Annotated in this window: 10 protein-coding genes; 4 read left to right on the forward strand and 6 right to left on the reverse strand. The window is 53.6% G+C overall.

Annotated features, from left to right (window positions below; all coding sequences use genetic code 11):
* The first annotated feature begins 3 nt into the window (after positions 1-3).
* The 4 genes from AB7C91_RS07275 (at position 4) to AB7C91_RS07290 (ending at position 5,271) form a co-directional block, all read left to right on the forward strand.
* Positions 4-915 carry a DMT family transporter gene (locus tag AB7C91_RS07275; RefSeq protein WP_332447567.1) on the forward strand — a complete coding sequence of 304 codons (912 nt, stop codon included), beginning with the start codon at positions 4-6 and terminating at the stop codon, positions 913-915.
* A gap of 40 nt (positions 916-955) precedes the next feature.
* Positions 956-2,815, forward strand: a complete 1,860-nt coding sequence (locus tag AB7C91_RS07280) for an ABC-F family ATP-binding cassette domain-containing protein (protein ID WP_428590223.1) — start codon at positions 956-958, stop codon at positions 2,813-2,815.
* A 16-nt stretch (positions 2,816-2,831) separates the two neighbouring features.
* On the forward strand, positions 2,832-4,106 hold the full coding sequence (locus tag AB7C91_RS07285; protein ID WP_428590226.1) for a hypothetical protein: 1,275 nt from the start codon (positions 2,832-2,834) through the stop codon (positions 4,104-4,106).
* 115 nt (positions 4,107-4,221) lie between these two features.
* A complete protein-coding gene (locus tag AB7C91_RS07290; protein ID WP_332447570.1) occupies positions 4,222-5,271 on the forward strand; it encodes a PTS sugar transporter subunit IIC in 1,050 nt (349 codons plus the stop codon).
* Here the strand turns inward: AB7C91_RS07290 and AB7C91_RS07295 are convergent.
* The 6 genes from AB7C91_RS07295 to AB7C91_RS07320 form a co-directional block, all read right to left on the reverse strand.
* On the reverse strand, positions 5,256-7,931 hold the full coding sequence (locus AB7C91_RS07295; protein ID WP_428590229.1) for a hypothetical protein: 2,676 nt from the start codon (positions 7,929-7,931) through the stop codon (positions 5,256-5,258). The genes AB7C91_RS07290 and AB7C91_RS07295 overlap by 16 nt on opposite strands.
* A 97-nt stretch (positions 7,932-8,028) precedes the next feature.
* On the reverse strand, positions 8,029-9,123 hold the full coding sequence (locus tag AB7C91_RS07300; protein ID WP_332447572.1) for a branched-chain amino acid aminotransferase: 1,095 nt from the start codon (positions 9,121-9,123) through the stop codon (positions 8,029-8,031).
* 41 nt (positions 9,124-9,164) lie between these two features.
* The gene (locus AB7C91_RS07305) at positions 9,165-10,154 is read right to left on the reverse strand and encodes a sugar phosphate isomerase/epimerase (protein ID WP_332447573.1); all 990 of its coding nucleotides are present in this window, start codon (positions 10,152-10,154) and stop codon (positions 9,165-9,167) included.
* A complete protein-coding gene (locus AB7C91_RS07310; protein ID WP_428590234.1) occupies positions 10,151-11,242 on the reverse strand; it encodes a Gfo/Idh/MocA family protein in 1,092 nt (363 codons plus the stop codon). The genes AB7C91_RS07305 and AB7C91_RS07310 overlap by 4 nt, the downstream gene beginning before the upstream one ends.
* A 10-nt stretch (positions 11,243-11,252) precedes the next feature.
* Complete coding sequence (locus AB7C91_RS07315; RefSeq protein WP_332447575.1) at positions 11,253-12,230, reverse strand: ABC transporter permease; 978 nt, start codon at positions 12,228-12,230, stop codon at positions 11,253-11,255.
* On the reverse strand, positions 12,227-13,729 hold the full coding sequence (locus tag AB7C91_RS07320; RefSeq protein ID WP_332447576.1) for a sugar ABC transporter ATP-binding protein: 1,503 nt from the start codon (positions 13,727-13,729) through the stop codon (positions 12,227-12,229). Before AB7C91_RS07320 ends, AB7C91_RS07315 begins: the two co-directional genes overlap by 4 nt.
* Positions 13,730-13,759 lie beyond the last annotated feature (30 nt).

The following is a 13,759-nucleotide window of genomic DNA, read 5'->3' on the forward strand; positions in this document are numbered from 1 at the left end:
ATCATGGAACACAACCTCATCGTAGGACAGCTGCTTGCCCTGCTTACCGCCGCTTGCTGGGCGCAGAATTCGATCATTTACCGTCACCTCGGAGAACAGGTCGGATCCGATGCCGTAGCCCATATCAGGATGTGGATCGCCTTGCCCATGGTCATGTTGCTGGCCTACACCATGGAAGGATCCTTCTTCCCTACGTCACTTTCACTGAGAACCTATGTGTTCCTGCTTTCCAGCGGTTCGATCGGGTACTTCTTCACCGACCTGCTCCTTTTCAAGGCATATGTGTTGTTGGGAAGCAGGGAGTCGATGGTCATCATGACCCTCTCACCGGTGGTCACCGCAATCTTTGGATTCCTCCTCTTTGCCGAAGCGCTGAATTCCATCCAGATTCTGGGTATGGTCACCACCATAGGCGGCGTCGCACTTATGGTGCTTCTCGATCGTAGGCATAAGGGCCAACAGGAAGAGCAGAAAACCAAGGCGAAAGGATTCCTGTATGCCATCCTCGCCTCGGTATTACAGTCGCTTTCGTTCTTGCTTGCAAAGTTCGCCTTGGAGGAGACCGGCCCCATCTCTACCAATCTGCTCCGCAATGTCGGAGGCTTGGTAACCTTCATTCTTTTCTACGGGGTGTATAAGCGTACCTTGGTCCGGCATGTCACCTTGTTTCGGAGACCCAAGGCGGTCACCCTGCTCGTTTTGGCAGCCTTTGCAGGCCCTGTGCTGGGTATGTCAAGCCAGATGAAAGCGTTCACATTGGCTCCGGTGGGAATCGTCACCACCATCACCCAGGTTACCCCGGTCCTGCTTCTGCCCTTCGATCGTTTCATTCTGCATAAGCGGATTACCGCATCCAGCCTTCTGGCCACCCTCCTTTCCATTCTCGGTGTAGCCATCCTCTTTCTTGCCGCTTAGGGCTCTTGCGTACACGTTTGCTTTTCGCTACGCTCGAAGCATGAATGTACTCTCACTCGAAGGTGTATCGAAAACCCTGAAGGACGAACCTCTGTTCGAAGGGGTGAATTTTGGGTTGGAAGCAGGGGATCATGTGGCTCTGATCGGGCGGAATGGACAAGGCAAATCCACGTTTCTCAAGCTGTTGGCCGGACAACTGGTTCCCGATACCGGTACGATCGCAATGCAAAACGATACCGATCTGGTACTGCTGGAACAACAGGTCTCGTTCCCACCAGACTGCACGATAGCCTCCTATCTCTTTGCCGGCAATGGCAAGCGGATCGAAACACACCGCTTGTACCATGCCGCGTTATCTGATGAGAACCAGCATACAAGACTTCCGTACCTCACCGAGCTGATGGAGAGCCTCGGGGTTTGGAATCTGGAACAGGAGTATCAGTCCCTGCTGGGAGAACTGAATCTGGAGGCTCGCTTCGACCAGAGGATGGACACCCTCTCGGGGGGAATGCAGAAGAAGGTTGCACTAGCCAGGGTACTGGCTGCCAAACCGACCATGCTGCTGCTTGACGAGCCTACCAACCATCTGGACATCCAGACAATTGAATGGTTGGAGCAGTATCTGAAGGCAAGCAGTGCAACCATCATCCTGGTCACCCATGACCGATATTTCCTGGATTCGGTCTGTCAGGCCATCCTTGAACTGGACAACGGTTCCGTGTATCTGCATCCAGGCAGTTTTTTTTCCTATCTGGAACGCAGGGAAGAACGGCTTGAGCGGATGCAAAAGGAACAAGACAGGCTCAAGACTATTCTCAGACGGGAGCTTGCCTGGCTCAAGCGGGGTCCAAAGGCACGGACGGGAAAGGACAGTGGACGCAAGGACCGCATCGAGGCAATGCTGGGCGCACAGATGAACGTCAACGAAGATGCGCAAAAGGGCTTTTCCTCCAATCAACGACGATTGGGAAAAAAAATCCTGGAAGCGGAACATCTGAGCAAAGCATTCGACGGAAAACCCGTTATCAAGGATTTCTCCTTTTCCTTCACCAAAGGAAACAAGATCGGGGTGGTCGGGCCCAACGGAAGTGGGAAAACCACCTTGCTCGACCTGTTGTGCGGACATCTGCAAGCCGATGGCGGGACCCTTGATATCGGATTGAATACGGTATTCGCCTACTATGATCAGCTTGGCCGTAATCTCACGAGCGACAAAACCCTGCTCGCCTATGTGGAAGAGATTGCCACAGTGGTAATCCTCGGACCGAAGGAAGTGGTAAGCGCTTCCAAATTCCTTGAGCTCTTCGGATTTCCCCCATCCATGCACCGCCAGAGCATCGCTCTGCTTTCAGGTGGGGAGAAACGCAGACTCTACTTGGTTTCACGCTTGTTGTCCAACCCGAATTTTCTCTTGCTCGACGAACCGACGAACGATCTTGACCTGCCGACCATGGAGAACCTTGAGCAGTATGTCCAGGATTTCGATGGCTGTGCCTTGGTTGTCAGCCATGACCGTGCTTTCCTGGACCAGACCTGCGATGAGTTGTTCATCATTGGAGAGGATGGGTCGGTACGCTATGAGACGATGCGGTATAGCCAATGGAGGGAACGGGAACAGTCAGAACCTGCGAAAAAGGAGACGCAACCGGTAAAATCCGTCAGCTCGTCCCGAAGAACCGAGAAAAAAGGCCTCAGCTATCGTGAACAAAAGGAATTTGAAGAACTGGAAGCAACCATGGAGACCCTACAGGCACGAATCCAAGCGTTGGAAGCAAGTTTTTCCAACGCACAGGCGACCGGGGAAGGGACGCTGAGCGAGCGCACCCAACGCTACCATGCACTACGGAAGGAACTGGAACAACTGGAGGATCGATGGCTTGAACTTGCGCAGATGCAATAAAGTCAACTTCACACTCATGCTTCTGCTAACTTCGGTATTCCTGAATGCCGGCAGCTTGTCGTCGCTTACGTTCGGGGCGAGCAACGACTGGTATACATTGGGCTTGGGAAACAATACTGATGACGCACGCTCCTTCGGCTCCGACGTGCAGGTGCAGTTTTCCGACAAACTTCAGTTCTCGTGGAAAACCGAAGCGTTTACCGACCGCATGGAAAGCCTTCGCCGCTATGATGTACAAACCTTCTCGATTGCCTATCCATTGGTGGCCAAGCAGGGAGAGCGGCTGCAAACCGACCTGCAGATGGGACTGGGATTGGTCGTGACCGGAGATACCGGGTTGCAGGATGTCCAGAATCTGCTGCATTCCCTCATTGGGCGGGACAAGGTGACCCTCCTCTATGAGGGAGCAGAGCCTTCCCTCCACCCAAGCATCTCGCTCTCCTGGGAAAGCGGGGTGCATCTTTCCCGGTTTTTGATCGGCGCCAAGTTTGAGGCACAGCAGACTTTCAACTGGGAAACCAGTGGCCAGGGGAGCCTATATGCCTCCTACGCAGATATCATACAGGTGTATGGTGGCTACCGTCTGCTTTCCATTGCAGGTATATATCCCAGTCAGAGCATCCAACAAAGCCGTTACGAAGGGCTCACGTTCGGATACTCCTATGATGGGGGATTGCTTCGCACTTCCTACTACACCTACCCGCTTACGGGATATTCCTACGGCGGATTCTCCTTCGATGTACTCGCCTTCGGAAAGCCGAAAACCTTCAGGCATTCCGACTTCAGCTTTTCCACCGGGTTTCTCTATGACCTGGAGGGGCAACAGAACCGGCTCTTCTCCATCGCGATTGGTCCCTGGAGTTTCGAGACCCGTCATAAAAACGGTCCGATGTTCAACGATCTGCAGCATCAGGAGAATCGGATCAACATCGCCTCCTTTTTGCTTGGATATCGATATGGATGGGAAGTCGAACACAGTTTCGTACAGCCGTATGCAAAACTCTTGGCCGGCCTTACCCGGCTGAATCTCATGCAGGACTATACCACAACGGTGGTGGAGGACCTGAAGGCAACCATAGGACTGGAAACCGGACTGTATGTGTTCGCCGATTCCCCATGCATCCTGGCAAACCGGAACTACCGGTTTCGTCTCAGTACGACACTCTTGTACCTAGTGAATGACAAGCGGTATGAAGCCTTCCCCTATTTTCAGGAGCACACCGGCCCTTGGATGCTTCAGGTCGGCGGCAGCCTGGAAATCGAACATGACCTTGCCTTCTCACAGAACTGAGCTTTACCAAACCAGCTTCACTTGATATAGTCCTGGTATTCGGAGGCCTTGTGCAGGGCTACGGCTCCTGTACTTGACAAGTCATCCACCAAATCCAATTCTTCAGGAGCTCACTATGGCTGAAGGCATCCCTTCATTCCATGGCAAGCAGGTGGGTGATTACATCACCCGTGTCTTGAGCGGCATGGCTCAGGGTTTGTTTGCCTCATTGATCATCGGCTTGATTCTCAAGCAGATCGGCCACTACAGCAGTATACGATTGCTGGAACAATTCGGTACCGTAGCCCAATATCTGAGCGGACCTGCAATCGGCATCGCCGTCGCGCTTGCCGTGAAAGCACCGAATCTCGGTGTTCTCGCTTGTGCAGTAGCAGGTGCAGTGGGAGCGGGAACCTTCGTATGGGGTGACGCTGCCTCTGCGGTAAAACTTGCAATCGGCGAACCGATGGGTGCCATGCTTTCGGCATTGGTCGGCGCCGAGGTTTCCAAGAAGATTGCAGGCAAAACGAGCATCGATATCATGCTGGTTCCGCTTGCCACGATTATCAGCGGAGCGTTGGTCGGACATTACCTCGCACCTTCGCTTGCCAGGTTGATGCTGTATCTTGGTTCCTTCATCAATGCCTTGACCCTGTTGTATCCGCTTCCCATGGGGATTCTCGTTTCCGTGACGGTGGGTATGATCCTCACCCTGCCGATCAGCAGTGCCGCAATCTGCATCAGCCTGGGATTGAACGGCCTGGCCGCAGGAGCGGCGGCTGTAGGATGCAGCTGCCAGATGGTCGGATTCGCCGTCAGTTCCTACCGGGAAAACAAGGCAGGCGGCTTGTTGAGCCAAGGACTCGGAACCAGCATGCTGCAGATCCCCAACATCTACAGACACCCCCTGATCTGGATTCCTCCCACCCTGACCTCAGCAATTTTGGGGCCTGTCAGTACGCTGCTCTTCCATATGGAGAACAACAGCGTTGGAGCGGGTATGGGAACCAGTGCCTTGGTAGGTCAATTCAATGCACTCGCAGTCATGGGGCTTGCAGCTTGGCCCGAGGTTGTGCTGATGCACCTGCTGCTTCCCGCTCTCATTTCGTATGGCATCGCCACGGCCATGCGAAAGAAAGGCTGGATCAAGGACGGCGACATGTTGCTGGATCAGACCGTTTCATAGAAATTGAGCAGGCTCGTTCCGTCGATTCCCAAGGTCACCAACCAGGAACCAAGACCGACCAAGTAATCATAGGCAACGAATGGGCGGAAGGAGAAGGTAGGGCCTCCCAGAACATATTGGCCTGTCAGTTTTGCCTGCAAAGCCCATGCCCCTTCACCGACAATGACCCCACTTTCCAGATACCAGGCACCTTGGGCACTGAGTTCCAGACCGAGTCCGGTCCATCCTCCGGCCAAAAAGGGAAGGTCGAGCAACCCGAGGGGGAGCCGCAAGGAAGATTTCAGGCGAAACTTGGTGCTCCCTGTTTTCTGAGGAAGGAAGGAAAAGAGCGGAAGATTGGCAGCTACGCTCGTATTGAAGGCATCCAGAACATCGGCATTGAACCGAATCATCGCCGAGGAGGACCCCAACCGCAGCTGAGCCGAAAGCGAAGCATAGGAGTACAGGTAGAGCGTATCGATGGTAAACGGCATGCCGGCTTGCAAGCCAAGGCTCAGCGAAGCGTAGGAACCTCCGAAAAAATCAGAGCTGCGTCGGTCCTGCTTCTGGAGGATGGTACCAAGGGTCAGATTGCCGGTCAGATATCCATCGCTTCCGCTCCATATTGTGGACAGTGACGGCTGGATATCAATGCGGGAGATTGATCGCGGACTGACGTGGTAGACCAAGGGGACTCCGATCGTCAGAGAGAGTTGCTGTTCATAGGACTGAGAGACTGCATTGTATTGATTCAGCTGAGCCAACAATTGTAAGCCGAAATTCCCCGGGGCGTACTGGTAGGTAAGATCAGCCACCATTCGGTTGGCTGCAAGTGACCAACCTGCCATACCCACCAGAGAATGTCGCTTCAAAAGACTGGTCATATGCATCCAGACCCCCGGTTGGAAGTGATTGGCATCAATGAAGGGAAACGGCAATACCAGATTCAAACGCAATGCATCAGCATAGCCGGATGTAGGGAAATCCTGAAGAACATACGGATCCGGTGCACCAAGGGCCGGGGCGAACGCAGCCGGCTCATCATCCAAAGCAGAAACAGGAACATGCTTCAACACCACTCCTTCACTGCTGTAGGATTCATAGATGAGATCCTCTTTGATAATGCGTGCTGCAAAGATGCCATAGGGATCGGTGAAGAGACGCAGGCATCGTCCACTTTCCCATTCATACCGGTACACCGACGATTCATCCACGAACAGAAGCGACCCGTCTTCAGTAAACAACGGCATATGCAGTGCAGCGGAAGTCGGACCGACGAGGATCTTGGGATTGTTCAATCGGTCGAAGACGACCAAGGATGTATTGCCCTGATGCAAGGCAATGGTCGCAAGCAGCGAACCGTCCGCGTTCAAGGAAGATTCGAGATACGAGGTTTCTTCCCCCTGCGCGATCAATCTGAGTGTGCCGGAGGCAAGGTCCACCTCCACCAGATCGTAGAATGGACCGTTGATTTGTGATGCTGCAGCCCGTTTCCCGTCGCTGCTGATCGCAGGATGGACCAACCGACTTGCAGACGTACATTGCCGGATGTCCATCGTGTCGAGATCGAGCAGATACAAATCGCTGTATCCCACCGAAGCATCTGACAGCGATCGTGCATCCGTTGGATCGGCATACAGATATGCAAACAGGACCTTGTCCTTTGCAACGGCGAGGGAGGAATGATCAACCAAGGAAAGCGGGATGATCTGTTCCTGCCTGCCGTTCTGGTCATAGCGAACGAGAGCGGATCCTTTGGAGGGGCTGGAGGCATAACCGATCATAGCTGCTTCGCTTTGGGCGGGCAGATAGGTATTCCCTTGTTGGGGAAGAGTGAAATACGTACTGTTCTCCGGTTCCTTGGCGAGAGTTTGGTTGTGCTGCACTGCCAGGGCGAACAGCTCAGTCGCAGAATGGGAGGTTACCTTGCGGAACGCGGGGTTCATACCGAAGAACGGGAAGGCGGCAAACCTGCGGTTGATCTCTGAAAACGCATGACTCTGGTATGTCTCGATCAGATAATCAACGAGCAGATATCCGGTGCTGTAGATACGGTTGGCCGGAGTCAGAGCGCTCGCATAGGCTCCCTGTCCAAGCGACCACATTCGATCTTGGGCGATGGGGACCTGATAGGTCAGCCCAAAGGGAAGGCTGTCTCCCCTTCCCCCCGCGCTGAAGGTACTCTCAGCATACGTGGAGATGCCCTCCACCCACCAACCGGGCATGAAGACCGTACTGAGCGAAGTGACCTCCGGACCGAGAAACCTGAGCAGCCGAGCCGGACCGACGTGTTTTGTGAGATGCAGGAAATGGGTCATTTCATGGGTATAGAGACTTTTCAGCCAATCGACGGTACGAGAACCGATGAACCGGTCATCCGGGCTGGTGGTATACAGCACGATCGCCGAGGGGAAGGTGGTGAAATACCCATTCGCCCAGGCCGGGTTGCCTGAAATGATGACCGGGACCCTCCGATCCTCAAAATTTTCCAGGAACAGGGCAAGCTGTTCGTATACCTCATCGGCAAACGAGGCGACGATCTGAGCATATACTGCGTCTGGTTCCGAGAAAATGATCCTGGTATGGACGGTATCGATGCTACGATATGCTGATGCAGATACAATAGCTTGTACTGCAACCAATAACACTATAAACACGAGAAGTGATCGCTTCAGTTTCATGCCCTCTCCCTTTGGTTACTGTACAACATGAGAGAATCGGGGTAAACAGAAAACGTCCCGCCAAGCAGCGGGACGTCACGATACAGCGATCAGAGTATCAGGCGATGGTATGAATCCACCCTTCGGGCGCTTCAATCCTACCCATCTGGATGCCGGTCAGCGTATCATAGAGTTGCTGGGTGACAGGACCCATCTTCTCCATTCCGCTGGGGAAGCTGATCACTCCATCCTTGGTCGTAATCGACCCAATGGGCGAAATGACCGCCGCAGTCCCGCACAGTCCACCCTCAGCGAAGCTGGCGACCTCCTCGAGCGGAACTTCACGTTCCTCTATCTCAAGATGCAGGTATTCCTTTGCCACATGCATCAACGACCTTCTGGTGATGGAGGGAAGGATGGTGTTGCTCTTGGGCGTCACGACCTTGTTGTCCTTGGTGACGAAGATGAAGTTCGCCCCGCCGGTTTCCTCGACATTGGTTCGGGTTGCTGCATCGAGATAGAGGTTCTCGGAGAATCCTTTTTCATGTGCATCATGGCCCGGGTACAGGCTCATGGCATAGTTCAGACCCGCCTTGATATGTCCGGTACCAGCCGGGGCGGCTCGGTCATACTCGCTGACCTGCAACCGCAACGGCTTGATCCCGCTCTTGAAATACGGACCGACCGGGGTGCAGAACATACGGAATGTATACTCGGGTGCAGGAGCCACCCCGATGACCGGCCCACTTCCGAAGAGGAACGGACGGATGTAGAGGGTTGCACCACTGCCATACGGCGGCACATAGGCAAGATTCGCCTTGACCAGCTGGTCCAGTGCATCGATGAACCGTTCTTTGGGGAAGGATGGCATCAAAAGCCGTTTCGCGGTGTCATACATACGCTGTGCATTGAGATCTGGACGGAAGGTGACCACCCTGCCATCCACCGTGGTATACGCTTTCAGTCCCTCGAAACAGGTCTGGGCATACTGAAGTACGCCGGCGCTCTCACTGATGGTGACCATTGCATCCTCGACCATCGCACCATCGTCCCATTGGTTGTTCTTCCAATAGGAGACATATCGACTATCGGTCTTGGTATAGGTAAATCCAAGACTGCCCCAATCAATGTTCTTCTTTTCCATACTCTGTTCCTTCTGCCGGAGAATCCCCGTATGCATATGTTGGGGGCTATTGTACACCTTCATATGCATTTCGTCTATTTATATGCAGAATTTTTGCAAATTAATTGACTTCACCGGGTTTTCAAGGCACTATCGAAGGCCATCGCAGAACGGGAGAAATTCATTTTTTTGACATAGGCGCAACTCTCGGCGGCCCCGTATTCCCGCTCCATGCCACTGTCTTCCCATTCCACGGACAAAGGTCCGGTATACCCGCTGGCGTTCAGTTCACGGATGATCCCGTCAAAATCAACATTGCCATGTCCGACCGAAACAAAGTCCCAACTTCGGCGGGTATCTCCGAACGGCAAAAAGGAACCGAGGATTCCGCTTCGGCTATTGCGCTGCAACTTCACATCCTTCATATGCACATGATAGATGCGGTCTGCGAACTCGCGGACGAATCCCACTTCATCGACGCCCTGCCACACCAAGTGGCTCGGATCAAAGTTCAGACCCAGGGTCTCCCTTCTGCCGAACAGATCCAACACCCGTTCGGTGGTACACCCATCGAACGCAATCTCGGTCGGGTGTACTTCCAGTGCGAACCGCACACCACATGCATCAAAGACATCGAAAATCGGTGTCCACAGGTCATGCACCAGTTGGAAACCGGCGTTGATCATCTCCTCACTGGTCTGCGGATAGGAATACCAACGTGCCCAGATGGGAGAACCGGTGAACCCGTTGACAATCTTCACACCGAATGCCTGGGCGGCCCGTGCGGTATCCTTCATCTCCTCGATCGCCCACAATCGGATCGCTTCCGGATTGCCGGCCAGATGCGTTGGAGCGAACCCATCAAGCCGTTCATCCCATATATCACCGACACATTGCCCGGTCAGATGGGCGCTGATGGCAACACATGCCAGACCATAGCGTTCCAAGGTTGCCTTCACCAGAGGAATATAGGTACGGTCATGCAAGGCCTTCTGTACATCAAAATGTGCATGGGTGGCCAACTCCACCCCATCGTATCCCATTTTCTGTGCAAGCTTGCACAGCTGATCCAAATCCAGATCCCCGAATTGGCCTGAAGCCAAGGTTACCAATCGTTTCATATGCTGCCTCCTGAGACCAGGTTCACGCACGCGCCGGTGCTGCTGCTTTGGTAGATGGCATCGGTGATGCGCATCAAAATCATGGCCTGCTCAGGCGTATTCATCGGCTTCACGCCATCCCTGAGTGCCTGTATGAAGTTCATTGCATTGCCTACCCGGCCCATGGTCTCATCCTTTTCAAAGAGGATTGTCCGATTGACCTGTCTGCCGAATTCCTCGGTAAAGAGTACGGCGCTGTCTGTACTGGTCTCATCGATGCCGTCGATGCCGAACAGACGTTCCACCTTGCCTCCGGCTTTGGTGCCTTGGAAGGTGACGCTCACCACCTCCCGTTCGTTCATCTCAGCCCAGGAATTACGGATCATCAGACATTGGCCGGTGGTGAAGGTGACCATCGCATGGCATGCTGTCTCCACATCAGTCTTTCCCGTCCCATCAGCAACGCCCCACGGTCCTTTGAAAGCAGGATTGCCCATGAAATCATTGAAGGTGGATGCCAATACACATTTCGGTTGGGGAAATCCCATGAAATACAAGGCAAGATCGATCATATGCAGCAAATCGATCACCGGCCCTCCTCCGGAGAGCTGCTTATCGGTGAACCATCCTCCGAACCCGGGGATCCCACTGCGCCTGATCCATGTAGCCTGTGCAGAATTGATGGTTCCCACCACACCGTTGTCAAGATAGTCGACCATCGCACGGCTCTCCGGTCGGCATCGGTTGTTGAAGCCGAACATCAAAAGCTTGCCTGATTCATTGGCCGCCCGGTACATGGCTTCCATCTCCCCGGCATTGCGAGCCGGGGGCTTTTCGCAGTATACATGCAATCCGTGGCCCAAAGCCTCGATGGTGAGCGGTGCATGGAATTTATTGGGAGTGACGATGGAAACCGCTTCAAGATCCGCTTCAGATTCGACCATCTCGGCCAGGCTTGCATAGGTGTGTTTGATTCCCTGCTGTTGAGCGAAGGCAGAGGCTTTTTGGGGGTTCGCATCGGCTACGGCGACCACTTCGGCGCCTGCCAAAGCAAATCCTTTTGCATGATAGGCAGCCATTCCTCCTGCCCCGACGATTCCTACTTTCATCTGCAGTCTCCTATTTTCCCTTCTTATTGCTCTGTGCCAATACGGCCACGATGATGATGATTCCAGTGACCAAACCGTTGAGGAACGGCGGGACATTCGCCATGATCAAGACGGTATTGATGATGCGCAGCATCAACACGCCCAGAAAGGTTCCGATGATCTTCCCCCGTCCGCCATCCATGCTGGTGCCGCCGATGGCAACTGCAGCGATGGCATCCATTTCATAGCCAGAACCTGCACTGGCAGCTTGGATGGAAGTCAATCGGCTGGCCAGCAGGAATGCCGCCAGACCGTACAGTGTGCCTGCATAGACGAAGATCAAGGTCTTGACCCGGTTTACATTGATGCCGCTCAGCCGTGCAGCCTGCTGGTTCGAACCTACGGCATATACGTAGGTGCCGAATTTCGTCTTGGACATCAGTATTCCCGTCAACAGGGTGATGAAAATCAAGAAAAGCATCAAATGGGGAAGGGAAAGCACTCTACCGGCGGCAATCGCCCTGAAGGGAGCGTACATTGTGTTGTCCACGGTGAACGGTCCACCCTGCCCCATCTGGTTGATCACACTGCGCCAAGCACTCATGGTGGCAAGCGTGACGATAAACGGGGCAATGCGTCCCTTGGTGACCAGAAGGCCGTTGATCAAACCGACCAGCAATCCGGATCCCAGGCAAAACAGCAACGTCAAGGTGACCGAATGCGTCGAATTGAGCACCACCACCCCGAAACCGCTGATCAAAGCCACTGCCGACCCTACCGAGAGGTCGATCATCCCCGCTGAGATGATCAAGCTCATGCCCATCGCACAGATGCCGACGATGGATCCCTGGACAAATTGGTTGGTGATGTTGTTCCAGGTCAGAAAGGAAGGACTGACGATGACTGCAACCAGCAACAACAGTACAAAGCTCAACCAATGGCTGTAGTTGTTGGTAATATTTCTCCAGGTTTGTTTGACCTGTTCCTTCGATACCGTAATTCCCTTCAATTGAGCACCTCCCTGCGGGTTCCTGTCGAATATTCCATGATGGCAACCTCGGAAAGTTGTTCACGATCCAGAGTTGCCGCTACGCGGCCCTTGTACAACACGATGCACCGATCTGCAAGCTGATGAATCTCAGGGTACTCACTGGTAAAGACAACCACCCCCTTGCCTTGGGAAGCAAGCTGTACGATCAACGTATAGATCGAGAACTTCGCCCCGACATCAATCCCTTGCGTCGGATTGTCCATCAAATACACTTGGGCATCATTTTCCAGCCATCGGCTGAGGATCACCTTCTGCTGGTTTCCTCCGGACAGCGAGGTGATCAGATCCGTATCGCTGCCCACCTTGATGCCGAGCCGCTTCCGGCTTTCCGCAAACCGGGTCGTTTCTTCCTTGGCATTGACGAACAGTTTATGGTGTTTTGCCACGAAGAAGGCCAGAGAATTATTGTTTCTGATACTCAGATCAGGGAGAATTCCCCGCTCCTTACGATTGCGGGGGATCATGCCGATGCCACGTTTCATGACATTTCGGATATCATGCATCGCCAGTTCCCCATCCTGGTTGAACATTTTTCCCTTCTGCAGCGACGACGCCCCGAACAAGGCAGTCGCCAATTCATCGGTACCCGAGCCCTGCAGGCCGGTAATGACCAATATCTCACCTTTGCGCAAGGAAAAGGAGACATCCTGGAACGTGGAGCCGCAAAGATTCCGGGCCTCAAGCACCACCGTATCCTGGATGCTGGACGCAATGCCGTCCTTGATATGTGCCTGGACGAACCGTTTGCCGATAAGCAGCTCGGTCGCCTGATGTTCATCAATTTCCTTGATCTTCCCGCTCTGGACGAACTGGCCGTCCCGAAGCACGGTGTACCGATCACAGATACGGAAAATTTCCGGCATCTTGTGGGATATGTAGATGAAGGAAACCCCTTCCTTCTTGAGATCCTCCATGATGGTGAATAGTTTCTCAATCTCCCGGTTGTTCAATGCAGTGGTCGGCTCATCCATAATGATGAGCTCACTGGAGAACAACAGCGCCCGTGCTATTTCCACCATCTGTTTCTGTGCGGTATCCAAATCTGCGACGACCGTCTTGGCATCAATACCGCTGTTCATCCCGTCAAGTACCTGCTGGGCACGTTCCACTTCCCGCTTGCGGTCCACTTTTGCATACGAGGTGGTGTATTCCTCTCCGAGGAACATATTCTGGTACACGGTCAGATCGTTGCATAGGTTCAATTCCTGATGGATGAACCGAATCTTCAGCTCGGCGGCTTTACGGGGAGTCATCCCCTCCACAGGCGTTCCATCGATGAGGATGTCCCCTGCATCCGGAGCGAAGGTTCCTGCAAGGACATTCATCAATGTGGTCTTGCCGGCCCCATTCTCCCCCAGCAGTCCATGAATCTGGCCGTTCTCCACGGAGAAGGAAACCCCTTTCAATGCTTGCACCGCTCCGAATGTCTTACAGATATCCTTCATTTCCAGGATCATACGAAGTCCCTCCCTGTCTATACAAGAGAT

The organism is Sphaerochaeta sp. (genome assembly GCF_050256055.1).
In the GTDB taxonomy this organism is placed as follows: Bacteria; Spirochaetota; Spirochaetia; order Sphaerochaetales; family Sphaerochaetaceae; genus Sphaerochaeta.

Bases quoted from the DNA above. Each gene is read 5' to 3' on its own strand.
- AB7C91_RS07305 (WP_332447573.1), bottom strand. From the start codon at position 10,154: ATGAAACGATTGGTAACCTTGGCTTCAGGCCAATTCGGGGATCTGGAT.
- AB7C91_RS07310 (WP_428590234.1), bottom strand. From the start codon at position 11,242: ATGAAAGTAGGAATCGTCGGGGCAGGAGGAATGGCTGCCTATCATGCA.
- AB7C91_RS07285 (WP_428590226.1), top strand. From the start codon at position 2,832: ATGCTTCTGCTAACTTCGGTATTCCTGAATGCCGGCAGCTTGTCGTCG.
- AB7C91_RS07320 (WP_332447576.1), bottom strand. From the start codon at position 13,729: ATGATCCTGGAAATGAAGGATATCTGTAAGACATTCGGAGCGGTGCAA.
- AB7C91_RS07295 (WP_428590229.1), bottom strand. From the start codon at position 7,931: ATGAAACTGAAGCGATCACTTCTCGTGTTTATAGTGTTATTGGTTGCA.
- AB7C91_RS07280 (WP_428590223.1), top strand. From the start codon at position 956: ATGAATGTACTCTCACTCGAAGGTGTATCGAAAACCCTGAAGGACGAA.
- AB7C91_RS07275 (WP_332447567.1), top strand. From the start codon at position 4: ATGGAACACAACCTCATCGTAGGACAGCTGCTTGCCCTGCTTACCGCC.
- AB7C91_RS07300 (WP_332447572.1), bottom strand. From the start codon at position 9,123: ATGCATATGAAGGTGTACAATAGCCCCCAACATATGCATACGGGGATT.
- AB7C91_RS07290 (WP_332447570.1), top strand. From the start codon at position 4,222: ATGGCTGAAGGCATCCCTTCATTCCATGGCAAGCAGGTGGGTGATTAC.